The organism is Xanthomonas arboricola pv. juglandis (genome assembly GCF_905367715.1).
In the GTDB taxonomy this organism is placed as follows: domain Bacteria; phylum Pseudomonadota; class Gammaproteobacteria; order Xanthomonadales; family Xanthomonadaceae; genus Xanthomonas; species Xanthomonas arboricola.
Genome location: NZ_HG999362.1, coordinates 831,859 through 848,164 on the forward strand (window position 1 = coordinate 831,859; position 16,306 = coordinate 848,164).

Genomic DNA, 16,306 nt, shown 5'->3' on the forward strand with positions numbered 1-16,306 from the left:
CATGGGTATCGATCCAGCGATCGATGGGTGACGCGACATTGGTGACTTGCAGACCGTCGGCAGTGTGCAAGGTAATGGCGGACACGCACTGCGTGCCCGCCTTATTGCATCAGCCTGCCGCGCAGAAGCCGAATTCGGCCGTCGCACCGGCGGCCAGGGTGCGGTTGAAGTCCACCCCGCTGGCCTTGAGCGTGCTGCCGCTCTGCGACCAGGTGACGTTCCAGGCGTTGTTGACGGTGCCGGTGACCGGCAGCGAGATCGCCCAGGTGCCGCTGGCGGTGCCGGTGTTGGTGACCTGCACGCGATTGCAGTAGCCACCGTTCCACTGGCTGTCCACGCTCACCTTGGTGCTGAAGCTGCCGCTGGGTGTCGGTGTCGGTGTCGGAGTTGGCGTGGGAGTAGGTGTGGGAGTCGGAGTCGGCGTGGTGCTGCTCACCGTGCCCCACAGCGTCCGCAGCAGCGCCATCTTGTCTTCGCGCACGCTGGTCCAGTCGTCGCGCAGGATGCCGCCGGTGTCGCCGCTGTTGGGATTCCACGACCAGTAGAAGCCCTCGTTGATGCCCTTGCTGCGCAGGTACTTCACCAGCGCGTCCTGCCAGACCTTGTCGCGTGCGTCGCCTTCCCCGTACTTGCCGCCGAATTCGCCCAGCAGCAGCGCATAGGTGCCAGCGAACTGGCCGAAGTGGCGGTCCCAGATCGCCGGCATGTTGTTGGGGAAATTGCTGTCGTTGAAGTACGCCTGCGCGTACACGTCCGGCCCGTACACATGCGGCGCCAGCAGCAGCCGGTTGGCCGGAATGTTCAGCGGGGTGCAGGCCAGCGGCTGCAGGTTGCCGCCCCAGAAGATGCCGCCGTTGGTGGAGCAGACCGGATTGTCGGTAATGCCTTCCACCGCGATGATCCATTTCGGTGCCACCGCCAGCACTGCGGCCGAGCCGCGCTCGGCGGCCTTGTTCCAGTCGGTGGCCGCGTTGCCGGTGCCCCAGGTGGCGGCACCGTGCGGTTCGTTCTTCAGGTCCAGGCCGATCACGCTGGGCACGTTCTTGTAGCGGTTGGCGACAAAGCGCAGATCGTCCAGCCACTGCGCTTCGGAATACGAGCCGGTGTACCAGAGCTCGGAGATGGCGGCGCAATCGGGGGTGTGGTGATCCAGCAGCACATACATGCCGCGCGCGTTGAATTCGTTGATCACCTTGTCCAGGATCTGCAGCGAGCTCAGGCCCTGCAGATCGGCATTGAGGCTGTAATCGATGCTGGTCGGCATCGTGCTGCTGCGCAGGGTGGCCGGGCAGAACGGCAGACGCACGGCGTTGAAGCCCAGGCCCTGCATCTGGTTGATCATGTCCTTCCAGTTGCGTGCCCATAGACCGTGCATGACATGGTTGCCGGTCTCGAAGCCGAACACGTTGACGCCCTTGAGCTGCACCACCTTGCCGCTGTCGTCGACAATCTTGTTGTTGCTGATGGAGTAGCTGAAGGCCGGTGCGGCGGCGAGCGCCAGCGCGGTGGCCAGTGCGAGCGTACTGGCGGTCCTGAAGATGGACATGGTGATCTCCCTAGCGAACCCGGCTCGACACCCGAACCCGGTGAGGGGGGCATCTTGGTCCGCGGCTACATTGTTTGGCGTGATCCGGACCACAGAAAGGCGCATTGCCGCACCGGTCACACGCAGGCTGCGGGCCGGGTCGCTTTCGCGCACACTATCGCCGCTGTCGCCTGTCCGCAGGCTGTCCTTTCTGTCCCCGGAGTGTCTTCCAATGTCCTTTCTGCGTGCCGAACTGGCGCAATGGCGCGCCTCGCCTGCGCGCGAACTGATGGCCGGTGCGGTCGCTACCTTTGCGCTGATTCCCGAAGTGATCGCCTTTGCGTTCGTGGCCGGCGTCGACCCGCAAGTGGGGTTGTTCGCGTCGTTCGTGATCGGGATTGTCATCGCGTTCTTCGGCGGCCGCCCGGCGATGATTTCCGCTGCGGCCGGGTCGGTTGCCCTGGTGGCCGCACCGCTGGTGGCCGCGCACGGCTTGCCTTATCTGCTGGCGGCCGGGCTGCTGGCCGGTGCGGTGCAGATCCTGTTCGGTCTGTTGCGGCTGGGCGTGCTGATGCGCTTTGTCAGCAGTTCGGTGCGCACCGGCTTCGTCAATGCGCTGGCGGTGCTGATCTTCGCCGCGCAGCTGCCGCATCTGCAGCACGCCAACTTGGCCACCTGGGGCATGTTGGCGTTGGGCCTGCTCATCATCTACGGCCTGCCGCGGCTGCCGCTGCCGGGCGTGTCGGCAATCCCTTCGCCGCTGCTGTGCATCCTGGTGCTGACGGTGCTGGGCTCGGCACTGCACCTGCCGCTGGAGACGGTGGCCGACTTGGGCAAGCTGCCCAATGCGCTGCCGGTCCTGCAATGGCCGGCGGTGCCGCTGACGCTGGAGACCTTGCGCATCATCGCCCTGCCGGCGCTGGCCATCGCGATGGTGGGGCTGCTCGAATCGCTGATGACCGCACGCGTGGTCGACGAACTTACCGACACCCCGAGCAACAAGAACCGCGAGTGCACCGGGCTGGGTCTGGCCAACACCGCTGCCAGCCTGTTCGGCGGCATCGCCGGCTGCGGCATGATCGGGCAGACCGTGGGCAACGTGAAATACGGCGGGCGCGGCCGTCTCTCCACCCTGTTCGCCGGGGTGTTCCTGCTGATCCTGATGGTGCTGCTCAAGCCGTGGGTCTCGCAGGTACCGGTGATCGCGCTGGTGGCGATCATGGTGATGGTCTCGGCCGAGACCTTCGACTGGCGTTCGCTGCGCACCGTGGTTACCCATCCGCGCACCTCCAGTGTGGTGATGTTGGCCACCGTGGCGGTGACCCTGGTCACCCGCAACCTGGCCGCGGGGGTGGCGGTGGGCGTGGTACTGAGCGGGGTGTTCTTCACCTTCAAGGTGGCCGGGCTGCTGCAGATCACGCACAGCGACGGCGACGATGGCGTGCGCACCTACCACGTGCGCGGTCAGGTGTTCTTCGCCTCGGCCGACGTGTTCATCGACGCCTTCGACGCGCGCCAGGTGCCCGGCCGCGCGGTGGTGATCGACGTCGGCCGCGCGCATTTCTGGGACATCACCGCAGTGGCGGCGCTGGACAAGGTGGTGCAGCGGCTGCGCCATCATGGGTTGGACGTCCAGGTCAAAGGTCTGAATGCCGGCAGCCGGCGCCTGATGCAGGCACACGCGCTGGGCGACGATGCGCTGGAGTCCGCACTGCCGTAAGCGCGCTGGTGTACCGGCCGGTCGCGCGCCTGCACATCCGTGTACGCCGGCTGGCCGTGCGCTGCGCCGGCCAGCCGGCGGACTCAAGTTCGCGCGTGCAGCGCCGATGAACCGGCATCGAGATTGCCGGTAACCCGTCGTGATGCCAGTGCCTTCCAGCCCGAGAGGTGTGCCCGCGTGCCGTGACCGGCGCTGCGGGCCTGCGTCTGCCCGCGGGATGGTGCGGCAATGACCACGGCACCGTTGCTGGAACGCATGGTGGACCTGACCGCCATCCGCGATGCCGATCTGCTCGACCTGAGTCTGCTGCGCACCATGCGCGAGGTCTGCGCGTCCGAGGAATTGTCGTTGCTGCGCATCGCGCCGGACGGCCGCACCATGGCCGAAACGCGGCTGCGCGAGGATGGCCGGCTGTCGCTGACGGTGGCCGACATCCACGACGCGCAGATGCGCGGGCAACTGGCCGACCTGCACGGGCCGGGCGATGTGGTGCAGTTGCAGCAGGACGGCCGCGCGCTGCTGGTGTACCCGATGATGGAAGCACGCGGCATCCGCACCTGCCTGCGCGTGGGCGGCTCGCGCGCACCCGGCGCCGCCGAACAGGTGATGCTGCAGGGCTTTGCGCGTTTTTTCCAGAATTACCGCAGCCTGCTCGACGATGCCCAGCGCGATGCGTTGACCGGCCTGCGCAACCGCAAGACCTTTGACGATGTGATCCTGCGCCTGTTCGCCGGTGGTGCGGATGCAGCGGCCAGCGAAGGCGTGTGGCTGGGGATCGTGGACATCGATCACTTCAAGCGCGTCAACGACAGCTTCGGCCACCTGTACGGCGACGAGGTGCTGTTGCTGGTTGCGCAGTTGATGCAGCGCTGCTTCCGCCAGGACGATCTGCTGTTCCGCTTCGGCGGCGAGGAGTTCGTGATCGTGTTGCGCGGCGTGGACCGCGACATCGCGGTGAGCCTGTTCGAGCGCTTCCGCGTGGCGGTGGCCGAGCAGGTGTTTCCGCAGGTCGGCAAGGTCACGCTCAGCACCGGCATCGTCGAGCTCACCGACGGCCAGTTGATCAGCCAGTTGCTCGACGAAGCCGACAAGGCGCTGTACTGGGCAAAGCAGCACGGCCGCAATCGCACCGAGGTGTACGCCGAACTGGTGGCCAGCGGAAGGATGCAGCAGGTCACCCAGCAGGTCGGCAGCGTCGATCTGTTCTGAGCGGCAGTGGCGTTCGGCGGCGGTGCTGCGGCATAGACCGCCGCAGCCTTTAGCTGTTTGACGGCATCCAGCGCCATGAGGCGCAAGGTGGATGCCGTGCCAGGTGGCAGCGCGATGTGCTGCGCCGCGCCGCATCGCTAGCTGGCCCTATCGATCAATGCTGCGTCGCTGCCGATGCATGTCGCCAGCGCGACGGCATGCATCGCTCGCTACCGTGCACACCCGATCAGACGCCGCAGTAGCTACACTCCAGGGCTGTTCGGACACTACCTGGGTGCTGCAGTGAAGCGAGTTGTTACCAAACGCGTTGCAATGGGAATGCTGGCGATGGCGGTCTCGACCGCACTGATGGCGGCGACGCCGAGCTTCGATGGCGCGCGCATCTCGCGCGACGTCAAGGAGCTGTCCTCCGATGCCTATGAAGGCCGCGGCCCGGCCACCGCCGGCGAGGAAAAGACCATTGCCTACCTGAGCAAGCAGTTCGCCGACGCCGGCCTGCAACCGGGCGGCGACCTGACCGACGGCAAGCGCGCCTGGACCCAGGCGGTGCCGCTGCGCCGCGCCGATATCGTCGGCACGCCGACCATCGCCCTGCAGCACGCCGGCAAGCCGCAGGCGCTGACCCAGGGCAAGCAGATCGCCATCCGCGCCGCGCTGGATGGCTCGTCCAAGGTCGACATCGCCAACGCGCCGCTGGTGTTCGTCGGCTACGGCGTCAAGGCGCCGGAGCGCGACTGGGACGACTTCAAGGGCGTGGACCTGAAGGGCAAGATCGCGGTGGTGCTGATCAACGACCCGGATTTCGAAACCGGCAAGGGCGCCTTCGACGGCGCCGGCATGACCTACTACGGCCGCTGGACCTACAAATACGAAGAAGGCGCCCGCCAGGGCGCGCTCGGCGTGCTGGTGGTGCACGAAACCGCGCCCGCCTCCTACGGCTGGGACACCGTGGCCAGCTCCAACACCAACACCATGTTCGACGTGGTGCGCGACAACCCGCGTGCCGCGCATCCCACCCTGGAAGGCTGGATCCAGCGCGACCTGGCCGCCGACCTGTTCAAGCAGGCCGGGCTGGATTTCGACGCCTTGAAGAAGCAGGCGCAGACGCGCGGCTTCAAGCCGGTGGAACTCAAGGGCCAGGGGCTGAGCGCCAGCTACCAGGTCAAATCCGACGTGATCACCTCGCACAACGTGGTCGCGCGGCTGCAAGGCAGCACGCATCCGGATGAAACGCTGATCTACAGCGCGCATTGGGACCACATCGGCGTCGGCAAGCCGGACGCACGCGGCGACACCATCTTCAACGGCGCGCTGGACAACGCCAGCGGCACCGCCGCACTGCTGGAGCTGGCGCGCGGCTTTGCCGCCGGCCCCAAGCCGCAGCGCTCGGTGGTGTTCCTGGCGGTCACCGCCGAGGAGAAGGGCTTGCTGGGCTCGGAGTTCTACGCCTCCAAGCCGCTGTATCCGCTGGACACCACCGTGGCGGTGATCAACATGGACGGCATGAGCCCGTTCGTGCCATCGCGCGATTTCGGCATCTACGGCACCGCAAAACTCGAATTGCTCGATCAGCTCAAGACTGTCGCCGGCCAGTGGAAGCTGCGCTACACGCCCGATCCCAAGCCGCAGGCGGGGTACTTCTTCCGCTCGGACCATTTCTCCTTCGCCAAGCGTGGCGTGCCGGCGCTGTCGTATGCGGCCGGGCAGGACTGGGAAGTGGGCGGGGTGGCCGCGGGCAAGGCCGCCTCCGACGACTACACCGCCAAGCGCTATCACCAGCAGGGCGACGAGTGGAAGCCGGACTGGACCTTCGCCGGTGCCGCGCGCGATCTGGGCGTGCTGTACGCGCTGGGCCAGCAGCTGGCCGATTCGCGCCAGTGGCCGAACTGGAGCTCCGATTCGGAGTTCCGCGCCACCCGTGACGCCAGCGAGGCTGCGCGCAAGTAACATCGGCCGATACAGCGGCAGCGCTTCCGTCAGGCGGCGCTGCTGTTGTTCGATGCGGCATGTGCGATGTGCGCATGTGCCGCCTCCGGACAGGGAGGGCGCCAGAGCGGCTGATCTGGCGCTTGGCTGCAGGGCCCTTGCCGCCCACCATCGCAGGACACGCCGCAAGTACGTCAGTGTAGGTTCTTACGCGGCATCCATGCCGCGTAAGGTCCCGCGACGGTAGGCGGGCAAGGACCATCGGAGATGGCCGGTGGGCATGGTGCAAGCAATGCACGATGCATTTAACGACGCGGCTCAACGTCCGATGTCCATCGCTCGACCAACAGCTTTTCACCTGGCCACCGACCACTCCCTGGTGCGGTGTCCTTGCCGGCGATTACAGGCGCAACGCAGCCTTCGTGCACTGCGCCGACGTGGGCCAGGCCCGACATCGCTTATTCCGATACACCATGACGCGCGGCAGAATGCCTCGGATCCGCTCAGCCCCACCGCCGTGATCGCGCGCGCCAACAAGCTGGCGCTGCAACCGATTGCAGGTCCTGGCACATCACTTGCAGTTGTCTGACATGACAGTGCGGTTTGCCGGCCGTGACAGCACGCGTGCCAGGCTGCAATCTGTTGGGGTAGCGTTCGGTCGCTGCGGCGTAGTCTGCCGCGCGGTCCTCGTCGGGTGGGGCGAAGACTGCAGCGCGGCCTTCGTTTCCTTTAACGGTCGATTCTTTAAGATGAGCCGCGACGTCATCGTCGCAGCCAGGAGAGCTTGTGCATCGGAGTGGTCTTAGAGCTGCTGATTCTGCGACGTGGTCCCGCACTGCCGGGCTCGCCCGCACTGCGGTGCATGCGGTGACGTCGCCACGCGTAGCGGGGAGGGATCTCCCGCTTCAGCCCACACTGCCGCGATCGTGCGGCGGGCAGCCTTGATGGACGGCACTGTGACTCTTTCCCCCGCACCAACCGATCTTCCCCCCGTTTCCGCCCTCGACGCCGGTCAGCCCACGCTGCCACCGGAAGCGCCGCTGGCCATGCCCGAGCAATCCCTGCGCGAAGGCCGTCTGCAGGTGCCGCATCAGCGCACCGCGCCGGTCGGCATCGGCTTGCGGCGTTTCTATCTGATCGGCGGCACCTTCGCCACTACCGCCGTGGCGGTGTGGGTGATGCTCAGCGTGCTGTGGCCCGATGGCCTCAGCGTGCTGGAAGGCTGCCTGCTCGGCCTGTTCGTGCTGCTGTTCGCCTGGATCGCGATGTCCTTCGCCAGCGCGGTGGCTGGTTTCGTCACCGTGGTGGCGCGCGCCGGACGCAAGCTCGGCATCGACCCGGAAGCGCCGCTTCCGACCCTGCACACGCGCACCGCGTTGCTGATGCCCACCTATAACGAAGATCCGCGCCGGCTGCTGGCCGGCCTGCAGGCGATCTACGAATCGGTGGCCGAAACCGGCCAGCTGGAGCATTTCGACTTCTTCGTGCTCAGCGATACCACCCGCGAACACATCGGCCGTGCCGAAGAGCTGGTGTACAACGAGCTGTGCGACCGCGTCGACGGGCACGGGCGCATCTTTTACCGCCGCCGCGCCGACAATGCCGCGCGCAAGGCCGGCAATGTCGCCGACTGGGTGCGCCGTTTCGGCGGCAACTACCCGCAGATGCTGATCCTGGACGCCGACAGCGTGATGACCGGCGACACCATCGTGCGGCTGGTCGCCGGCATGGAGAACAATCCGGACGTGGGCCTGATCCAGACCCTGCCGGCGGTGGTCAACGGGCAGACCCTGTTCGCCCGCATGCAGCAGTTCGGCGGGCGCGTGTACGGGCCGATCATCGCCTTTGGCGTGGCCTGGTGGCATGGCGCCGAGAGCAACTACTGGGGCCATAACGCCATCATCCGCACCCAGGCCTTCGCCGACCACGCCGGCCTGCCGTCGCTACGCGGGCGCAAGCCGTTCGGCGGGCATGTGCTCAGCCACGACTTCGTCGAGGCGGCGCTGATGCGGCGTGGCGGCTGGGCCATGCACATGGTGCCCTACCTGCAGGGCAGCTATGAGGAAGGCCCGCCCACGCTGACCGACCTGCTGATCCGCGACCGCCGCTGGTGCCAGGGCAACCTGCAGCACGCCAAGGTGGTCGGCGCCAAGGGCCTGCACTGGATCAGCCGCATGCACATGCTGATCGGCATCGGGCATTACTTCACCGCGCCGATGTGGGGCCTGCTGATGCTGATCGGCATCGGCATTCCGCTGGCCGGCGGCGGAATCGATCTGGCCGGCGACCTGCCGTTCTCGCCCGCCCGTTACTGGCATGGCAGCAGCCAGGGCAACGCGATCTGGATCTTCGTCTGCACCATGTTCGTGCTGCTGGCGCCCAAGCTTCTAGGCTACATCGCACTGCTGCTCAACCCGCGCGAGTTGCGCGCCTGCGGCGGTGCCATCCGCGCGCTGCTGAGCATCCTGCTGGAAACCGTGCTGGCGGCGCTGATGGCGCCGGTGGTGATGTACCTGCAGTCACGCGGCGTGTTCGAGGTACTGGCCGGCAAGGATTCGGGTTGGGATGCGCAGGTGCGCGACGACGGCAAGCTGTCGTGGCCGGCGCTGTTGCGCAGCTACGGCGGGCTGACCGTGTTCGGCCTGTTCATGGGCGCGGTGGCCTATACGGTGTCGCCATCGCTGGCGGCCTGGATGGCGCCGGTGATCGTGGGCATGGCGGTGTCGATCCCTGTGGTGGCATTGACCTCGTTGCGCCGCACTGGCCTGGGGCTGCGCCGCGCCGGCATCTTCTGCATTCCCGAAGAGCTCGATCCGCCCAAGGTGCTGGTGCGTGCAGCCGAGCTGCGCCGCGCCGCCGCGCTGGAGCCGTCGCTGATCTGAGCGTGCGAGCGGCGCATGGCGGGATCGGTGCACGTTGCGACCTCCGCGTCTGTCACGCCAAGCAAAGCGCCCACGACGGGCGCCGAGACCGGTCGACGCATCTGGCTCGGCCGGTCCGTGATCGGCCTGGCCGATGGCGACATGCATAATGCCCAGCCCGCAAGCGGAGCTGGATGATGCTGGAAGTGATCGAACGCGAGACCGGACCGAACCCGCAATGGACCGTACTGTGGCTGCACGGCCTGGGCGCCGATGGCAGCGACTTCGCCCCGATGGTGCCGGAACTGGTGCGCCCGGACTGGCCGGCGCTGCGCTTCGTGTTTCCGCATGCGCCGATCCGCCCGATCACCATCAACAACGGTGTGCGCATGCGCGGCTGGTACGACATCGTCGGCATGGATTTCGCTACGCGTGCTGACAAGGCTGGCATCGCCGAATCGGTGATCCAGGTCGAGGCATTGATCGCTCATGAGCAATCCCGCGGCATCGCCCCCGAGCGCATGCTGCTGGCCGGGTTCTCGCAAGGCGGCGCGGTGACCCTGGCGGTCGGGCTGCAGCGCAGCGTACCGCTGGCCGGGTTGATCGCCCTGTCCACCTACCTGCCCGAGCCGGCAGCGGCCGCCAGCCAGCTGCAGCCGGCCGCTGCCCGCCAACCTGTGTTCATGGCCCACGGCACCGCCGATCCGGTGGTGCCGTTCGGTGCCGGCCAGGCCAGCATGCAGACCCTGCGCACGCTCGGTTTCGAACTGGACTGGCACACCTACCCGATGGGCCACCAGGTCTGCCTGGAAGAAATCGAGGCCTTGCGCACCTGGATGCAGGCGCGCTTCACCGCCGCCTGAGGCCATGGCTCAGCACGCGCCCCAGACCGCCTGGATGCCGGACCTGTGCCGGCTGCCGCGGTTGGGCGCCATGCTGGGACTGGCCGAACTGGTGGTGCTGGTAGTGACCCTGGTGCCCGACGCCGGCGCGGCGCGCAGCATCACCTTGTCGCGCTTTGTCTCTGCCAGCGGCCTGGCGCTGTGGCTGGCGCTGGCGGTCAGCGTGCTGCTGTGCGTACTGCGGCCGGCGTTGTCGCGGCTGCCGCCACGGGTGGGCGGGCTGGCCGCGCTGTCGATCGCCGCGGTGGTGGCGATGCTCGGCGCCGGAATCGTGCACGCCCTGTATGCGGCGCTCGACCAGGCGCCGCTCGGTCCCCTGGTCGGCTTCTGGCGTTTCACCCTGGGCAGCGCGGCGACGGTGGTGCTGATCACCGCGCTGGCACTGCGCTACTTCTACGTCAGCGACCGCTGGGAAGCGCAGGTGCAGGCCAATGCGCGTGCCCAGGCCGATGCCTTGCAGGCACGCATCCGCCCGCATTTCCTGTTCAACAGTATGAATCTTATCGCCAGCCTGCTGCGCCGCGACCCGGTGGTGGCCGAGCAGGCCGTGCTGGACCTGTCGGATCTGTTCCGCGCCGCGCTCGGTGCCGGCGAAGGCATGTCCAGCCTGCGTGCCGAATGCGAACTGGCCGAACGCTACCTGGCGATCGAATCGCTGCGCCTGGGCGAGCGCCTGCAGGTGCGCTGGCACCGGCAGGAGCCGTTGCCGTGGGAGCTGCCGATGCCGCGCCTGGTGCTGCAGCCGCTGGTGGAAAACGCCGTGCTGCACGGCGTCTCGCGCATGCCCGAGGGCGGCACGCTGTACCTGTCGCTGCGCCAGCGCGGCAACCAGTTGCAGATCCGTATCGTCAATCCGGCCCCGCAGCCGGGCACCCAGTTGCCGCTGGTGGCCGGGGCCGGGCACGCCCAGGCCAGCATCTCGCACCGGCTGGCGTTCCAGTTCGGTGCCGGGGCACGGATGGCGGCCAGCTGGGCCGAGGGCTACTATGCCTGTGAGATCACATTGCCGCTGTCGTGACGGGGGAGTCGCTGCAGCGAAGGGGGATGTCCATGACGGCCACGCAAGTGCGGGTGCTGATCGCCGATGACGAGCCGCTGGCGCGCGAGCGCCTGCGCCTGCTGCTGGGCGAACATCCGCATGTCGAAGTGATCGGCGAGGCCGAAAACGGCCAGCAGGTGCTGCAGCAGTGCCATCACCTGCATCCGGACCTGGTGTTGCTGGACATCGCCATGCCCGGCGTCGACGGCCTGGAAACCGCGCGCCTGCTGCGCCAGAGCCAGCCGCAACCGGCGGTGGTGTTCTGCACCGCCTACGACCAGCACGCATTGTCGGCCTTCGATGCCGCCGCGCTGGACTACCTGATGAAACCGGTGCGCCCCGAACGCCTGGCCGCCGCACTGGAAAAGGTGGCCACCTTCCTGGCCGGGCGCGCCCCCAGCGCCACGCCGCCGCCGTTGCGCACGCACCTGTGCGCACGCCTGCGTGGCAGCCTGCGGCTGATCGCCATCGGCGACATCCGCTACCTGCAGGCCGAGGAAAAGTACGTCATCGTTCACCACGCCCGCGGCGAGGACCTGATCGAAGAGTCGCTCAAATCGCTGGAAGACGAATTCGCCGACCGCCTGGTGCGCATCCACCGCAATTGCCTGGTCGCGCGCGCCGAGCTGGTGGAACTGCGCCGCAGCGGCGATGGCCAGGTGCACGCGGTGCTGCGCAACGTGCCGCACCCGCTGGAAGTGAGCCGCCGCTGCGTGGCCAGCCTGCGCGAGCAATTGCGTTAGGGCGTGACCTGTCACGTGTGGTGAGGTGCGTTGCTCGGTCGCGGCAATGTGCTGCGGGCGCCGGCGTGCGCCCCAGGTAGGAGTTACGCGCCCGGTCCGTGATAATGGCCCGATGACCACGCTCCGCATCGCTACCCGTAAGAGCCCGCTCGCCCTCTGGCAGAGCGAACACGTCGCCGCCGCGCTGCGCCAGCACCACCCCGGGCTGGAGGTCGCGCTGGTGCCGATGAGCACCCGCGGCGACGAGGTGCTAGACCGTTCGCTGGCCGCGATCGGCGGCAAGGGCCTGTTCCTGAAGGAGCTGGAGCTGGCGATGCTGCGCGGCGAGGCCGATTGCGCTGTGCATTCGCTCAAGGATGTGCCGATGGAGCTGGACGCGCCCTTCGTGCTGCCGGCGATCATGGAGCGCGGCGATGCCGCCGATGCCTTGGTGTCCAATCTCTATGCCAGCCTGCAGGCGCTGCCGCTGGGCGCCCGCGTGGGCACCTCCTCCTTGCGGCGTCAGGCGCAACTGCGCGCGGCCCGCCCGGATCTGGAATTGATCGACCTGCGCGGCAACGTCAACACCCGCCTGGCCAAACTCGACAACGGCGGTTACGACGCCATCGTGCTGGCCTGCGCCGGCCTGCAGCGGCTGGGCCTGGATGCGCGCATCACCGCGCGTCTGGACGTCCCGGACTGGTTGCCGGCACCGGCCCAGGGTGCGGTGGCGGTGGAATGCCGTGGCGACGATGCGCGCATCCACGGCCTGTTGGCGGTTCTGGACGCCGGCCGCACGCGCGCCTGCGTGGAAGCGGAGCGGGCGATGAACCGCGCGCTGCACGGCAGCTGCCATGTGCCGGTGGCGGCGTTCGCGCGTTGGGAAGGGCAGGGGCTGTTCTTGCAGGGCATGGTCGGCAGCGCCAGCGATGGACGCCTGATCCACGCCGAGGCGCACGGCAGCGCCGACGACACCGAGGCCCTCGGCCGCCTGGTCGCGCAAGGCCTGTTCGACAAGGGCGCCGCGCAACTGCTGGCCGAGCTGTAACGCGCCGTCGCGTCAGCCCGTAACGCGGCCGGCATCGACGCCGAGCCAGGTGCAACTCAGACCTCGCCGCCAAGCCCGCAATGCCCGCCCTCACGCAGCGCCGCTCTTCGTAGGAGCGGACCTGGCCGCGAGAGGCGTTATCGGGAAAGCCCTCGCGGCCAGGGCCGCTCCTACAGATTGCGGTTGCGTAGTCGAACGTATGGACCCGATTGACCACCACGTCGCGCAGGGCCTGTCCAGCAAGCTGCGCTCTTCGTAGGAGCGGCCCTGGCCGCGAGAGGCTCTACCGGGAACGCCCTTTGCGGCCAGGGCCGCTCCTACATTTGCGGGTGTTTACTTAAACGTATAGACCAGGTTGACCGTGGTCAGGGTGTCGGTCTTCTTGTCGCCGTCGCTGACCTCGCTGTTGTGGCGCATCTGCCAGGCGGCCTTGAGCGCGAAGTGCGAGTTCATGCTGACCTGCACGCCGAAATCGTTCTGCGCGTAGGTGTTGTATTCGCCCGATTCCACCAGCAGCGTGTTGATCAGGTCGGTGTTGTCGGTGACGGTGTACTTGAGGTCGAACAACCCGCGCCCGATCAGCCCGGTCTCGTTGCGGTCTTCGTCGCTGTTGTGCGCACGCCGGATACCCGGGCCGATCTGCGCATCCAGGTAGAAGCGCTCGGCATCGATCAGGCGCGTGCCGTAACCGATACCGAAGGTGGCCAGGCGGTCGTAGGTGGCAAAGTCGTCGTGTTCGTAACGGCCGGTGGCGGTGAGCTGGCGATGCTCGCCCAACTGCAGCGCGCTGCCGGCGCTGCCGGTGTAGCGCTCGGCGGTGGTCTGGCGCTCGCGCGAGGTGCTGCCGTCGTCGTTGGTATTGGTGTATTCGGAACTGGAGCGCAGCGCGGTGGCATCCAGGCTGTGGATCCAGTCGCCGTCGGTATAGCGCAGGCGGATCCGGCCGTTGAGGCTGTCGGTGGTGCTGTTGCCATGGGCAGCGGCATAGCCGAGCTCGCCACTGCTCCCGCCCCACGGCGACGGCATCACGGCGGCGGCCGGGTCCACCGGGGCCGGTGCGACTGCCTGGGCCCAGACGGTGGGCGTGATCAACAACAGCGGCAGCAGGGCAGACAACGGGGCACGGCGGGACATGGGCGGCTCGCTTTGGAGGACAGGGGGCGAAAGAGGGTGGAAGCGATTTCATGATAACGGACTGAGCGGCTGCGTCATGAGCAAGTGAATGCTGCGCTTCAGAAGGGGTTCGGGCGTTGGCTTGCGCAACGCCAGCGACTGGCACCTCGCAAGCAGGCCCGACCTGCGCGTGCCGCAGGCCAGCGGCCTAGCCGCACGCGCACAGTCGCGGCGCCGACCCAGGCATGATTGCCGGTTTACAGCGACGCTCACCCTGCCACGCAAAGACTCGGACATAATCGACGCATGGACCGCTACGAACGCATCAACTCCCTGCATCGCTTGCTCAAATCGGCACGCTACCCGGTCACGGTGGCGCGGCTGCAGGATGAGCTGAGCTGCTCCCGCGCAACCGTGTACCGCGACCTGGCGTTTCTGCGCGATGCGCTGATGGCGCCGGTGGAAGGCGACGGCGAATCGGGGTTCCGTTATCTCTCCGGCGAAAGCGACCGCTTCGAACTGCCCGGCCTGTGGCTGAGTTCGGAAGAACTGCACGCGCTGCTGGCCTCCCAGCAACTGCTGGCGCGCACCGGTGGCGGGGTGTTGTCCTCGATGCTGGCGCCGCTGCAGCAACGCATCGAAGGGCTACTGGCCGCTCAGGCCGGTGTGTCGCAATGGCCGGTGGACCGGGTGCGGGTGATTCCGCACCGCGGCCGCAAGCTGGACGAAGCCAGCTTCCGCACCGTGGCCTCCGGCGTGCTGGAGCGCAAGCAGCTGAGCTTCGACTATCGCGCCCGTTCCACCGACGAATCGACCAAGCGCACCGTGTCCCCGCAGCGCATCACCCACTACCGCGATAACTGGTACCTGGATGCCTGGGATCACGGCCGCGATGGCGTGCGCAGCTTTGCGGTGGACCGCATCAATCACGCACGCCTGCTCGAGAGCGTGCCGCGCGATGTGCCCGACAGCGAGCTGGACGAGCAGCTGGCGGCCAGCTACGGCATTTTTTCCGGCGCGCCCAAGGGCTGGGCGACCATCGTGTTCAGTGCCAAGGCCGCGCGCTGGGTCGCCGACGAGCACTGGCATTCCAAGCAGCAGGGCCGCTTTCTGGCCGATGGCCGTTACGAACTCAAGGTGCCGTACAGCAACTCGCGCGAATTGTTGATGGACGTGCTGCATTACGGCTCGGACGCGGAAATCGTCGAGCCGGTCTCGCTGCGCGAGCAGGCCAAGGCGCTGCTGTCGCTGGCCTTGAGCAACTACGACTGAGCGTGGCGGGGGCGTGGTGCCTGGAGCAAGCTGTCGTGCGACAGCTGCGTGCGCGTATCCGAAGTAGCCGCTAATACAGCGTAGCGCGCGTCAATGCCGCCAATGGTGGTAACGCGCGTTGCAGCGCAGTTCCTGCTGCAACCGCGCCGGGAGCGTGCAATTGAAGTTGACGTACCAAGGTCGATAGCGACGCATTGCACCGGATCTTATCGACCCAAGCACCAATTGGCTGACGCCTGTGACAACTGAATCCGGCCGGGCAACCGACCGGCCCATCCGCCAAGTTCAGCGCTTGTTGGGCACTTCAAACCCCAAACGATCGACCTGCTCTCGCAGCTGAGGCACGCGCTTAAGCTTGTCGGTGTAGATGGAATAGTCATCGCGCATCTTGTCGACCAGCTTGCGGTACTGGTCGCGGCTCATGTCCGGCTTGCGCGCGAAGATCCAGGCCAGGTCGCGGCCGGGGTAGGAGATCAGCATCCACGAACCGTCCGGTGCGATTTCCAGGATGCGCTGCTTGACCGGGATGACCTTGTAGAACCATACCCGCCAGTCGCGGTTGCCGCTCTCTGCATCCACCGAGGCGCGCGCGTTGACCTCTTTCTCCGGCTCGCCAAAGCCCTCGCGGTAGAGATAGCGCACCGCCACCTTGCCGTCTTCGACCAGGGTGTACTCGTCGCGGCTGGTGACGTGGCCGCGCTCGACCGGGTTGGGCATGCGTGCGATCACGTACCAGGTGCCCATGATCTTGGACAGATCGACCGCCGGCTCGCTGGCAGGCGCGTCCTTGGCGGATGCCACGGGCAGGCCGAGGACGAACAGAAAAGCGAGGGCGATCGTAACGGTCAGGCGCATCGCAACATCACAAAGGGGCAGTTGGAGCAGCACACTACCGCATGCAGGGGGCAAGTTCGCGTCAACGGTCGGGTCTGGCGCACGCGGCTGCCTCAAACGCGGCAACCGGGCGCC

General features: G+C 67.3%; 12 protein-coding genes. 9 read left to right on the forward strand and 3 right to left on the reverse strand.

From position 1 onward, the window contains the following. Window positions 1–109: 109 nt before the first annotated feature. Complete coding sequence (locus tag KHN93_RS03510; RefSeq protein WP_065032138.1) at window positions 110–1,546, reverse strand: glycoside hydrolase family 5 protein; 1,437 nt, start codon at window positions 1,544–1,546, stop codon at window positions 110–112. Window positions 1,547–1,757: 211 nt separating this feature from the next. On the opposite strand from KHN93_RS03510, the gene KHN93_RS03515 reads away from it, so the two are divergent. From KHN93_RS03515 to hemC, 8 genes are all read left to right on the forward strand, one after another. Continuing rightward, window positions 1,758–3,245 carry a SulP family inorganic anion transporter gene (locus KHN93_RS03515; RefSeq protein ID WP_065032137.1) on the forward strand — a complete coding sequence of 496 codons (1,488 nt, stop codon included), beginning with the start codon at window positions 1,758–1,760 and terminating at the stop codon, window positions 3,243–3,245. 228 nt (window positions 3,246–3,473) lie between these two features. Next, the gene (locus KHN93_RS03520; RefSeq protein WP_212579146.1) at window positions 3,474–4,454 is read left to right on the forward strand and encodes a GGDEF domain-containing protein; all 981 of its coding nucleotides are present in this window, start codon (window positions 3,474–3,476) and stop codon (window positions 4,452–4,454) included. Window positions 4,455–4,772: 318 nt separating this feature from the next. After that, window positions 4,773–6,401 carry a M28 family metallopeptidase gene (locus KHN93_RS03525; protein ID WP_212579594.1) on the forward strand — a complete coding sequence of 543 codons (1,629 nt, stop codon included), beginning with the start codon at window positions 4,773–4,775 and terminating at the stop codon, window positions 6,399–6,401. A gap of 923 nt (window positions 6,402–7,324) precedes the next feature. Further along, complete coding sequence (mdoH, locus tag KHN93_RS03530) at window positions 7,325–9,262, forward strand: glucans biosynthesis glucosyltransferase MdoH (protein WP_167704806.1); 1,938 nt, start codon at window positions 7,325–7,327, stop codon at window positions 9,260–9,262. A gap of 173 nt (window positions 9,263–9,435) precedes the next feature. Next, complete coding sequence (locus KHN93_RS03535) at window positions 9,436–10,104, forward strand: alpha/beta hydrolase (RefSeq protein WP_212579147.1); 669 nt, start codon at window positions 9,436–9,438, stop codon at window positions 10,102–10,104. 4 nt (window positions 10,105–10,108) lie between these two features. Beyond that, window positions 10,109–11,161 carry a sensor histidine kinase gene (locus KHN93_RS03540; RefSeq protein WP_024937790.1) on the forward strand — a complete coding sequence of 351 codons (1,053 nt, stop codon included), beginning with the start codon at window positions 10,109–10,111 and terminating at the stop codon, window positions 11,159–11,161. Between the two features lie 32 nt (window positions 11,162–11,193). Continuing rightward, entirely contained in the window at window positions 11,194–11,925 is a 732-nt protein-coding gene (locus KHN93_RS03545; protein ID WP_016903806.1) for a LytR/AlgR family response regulator transcription factor, read from the forward strand. A 112-nt stretch (window positions 11,926–12,037) separates the two neighbouring features. Further along, complete coding sequence (hemC, locus tag KHN93_RS03550) at window positions 12,038–12,952, forward strand: hydroxymethylbilane synthase (protein WP_102583376.1); 915 nt, start codon at window positions 12,038–12,040, stop codon at window positions 12,950–12,952. 333 nt (window positions 12,953–13,285) lie between these two features. On the opposite strand, the gene KHN93_RS03555 is transcribed toward hemC, so the two are convergent. Beyond that, entirely contained in the window at window positions 13,286–14,086 is an 801-nt protein-coding gene (locus tag KHN93_RS03555; RefSeq protein WP_016903804.1) for a DUF481 domain-containing protein, read from the reverse strand. Window positions 14,087–14,371: 285 nt separating this feature from the next. On the opposite strand from KHN93_RS03555, the gene KHN93_RS03560 reads away from it, so the two are divergent. Further along, window positions 14,372–15,337 (forward strand): helix-turn-helix transcriptional regulator, encoded by a 966-nt coding sequence (locus KHN93_RS03560; protein ID WP_024940221.1) that lies wholly within the window; start codon window positions 14,372–14,374, stop codon window positions 15,335–15,337. Window positions 15,338–15,622: 285 nt separating this feature from the next. On the opposite strand, the gene KHN93_RS03565 is transcribed toward KHN93_RS03560, so the two are convergent. Continuing rightward, complete coding sequence (locus tag KHN93_RS03565; protein WP_104561860.1) at window positions 15,623–16,192, reverse strand: lipocalin family protein; 570 nt, start codon at window positions 16,190–16,192, stop codon at window positions 15,623–15,625. Between the last annotated feature and the right edge of the window lie 114 nt (window positions 16,193–16,306).

Coding starts and splice junctions, on each gene's coding strand:
- KHN93_RS03510 (WP_065032138.1), bottom strand. CDS start 1,546: ATGTCCATCTTCAGGACCGCCAGTACGCTCGCACTGGCCACCGCGCTG.
- KHN93_RS03515 (WP_065032137.1), top strand. CDS start 1,758: ATGTCCTTTCTGCGTGCCGAACTGGCGCAATGGCGCGCCTCGCCTGCG.
- KHN93_RS03520 (WP_212579146.1), top strand. CDS start 3,474: ATGACCACGGCACCGTTGCTGGAACGCATGGTGGACCTGACCGCCATC.
- KHN93_RS03525 (WP_212579594.1), top strand. CDS start 4,773: ATGCTGGCGATGGCGGTCTCGACCGCACTGATGGCGGCGACGCCGAGC.
- mdoH (WP_167704806.1), top strand. CDS start 7,325: ATGGACGGCACTGTGACTCTTTCCCCCGCACCAACCGATCTTCCCCCC.
- KHN93_RS03535 (WP_212579147.1), top strand. CDS start 9,436: ATGATGCTGGAAGTGATCGAACGCGAGACCGGACCGAACCCGCAATGG.
- KHN93_RS03540 (WP_024937790.1), top strand. CDS start 10,109: ATGGCTCAGCACGCGCCCCAGACCGCCTGGATGCCGGACCTGTGCCGG.
- KHN93_RS03545 (WP_016903806.1), top strand. CDS start 11,194: ATGACGGCCACGCAAGTGCGGGTGCTGATCGCCGATGACGAGCCGCTG.
- hemC (WP_102583376.1), top strand. CDS start 12,038: ATGACCACGCTCCGCATCGCTACCCGTAAGAGCCCGCTCGCCCTCTGG.
- KHN93_RS03555 (WP_016903804.1), bottom strand. CDS start 14,086: ATGTCCCGCCGTGCCCCGTTGTCTGCCCTGCTGCCGCTGTTGTTGATC.
- KHN93_RS03560 (WP_024940221.1), top strand. CDS start 14,372: ATGGACCGCTACGAACGCATCAACTCCCTGCATCGCTTGCTCAAATCG.
- KHN93_RS03565 (WP_104561860.1), bottom strand. CDS start 16,192: ATGCGCCTGACCGTTACGATCGCCCTCGCTTTTCTGTTCGTCCTCGGC.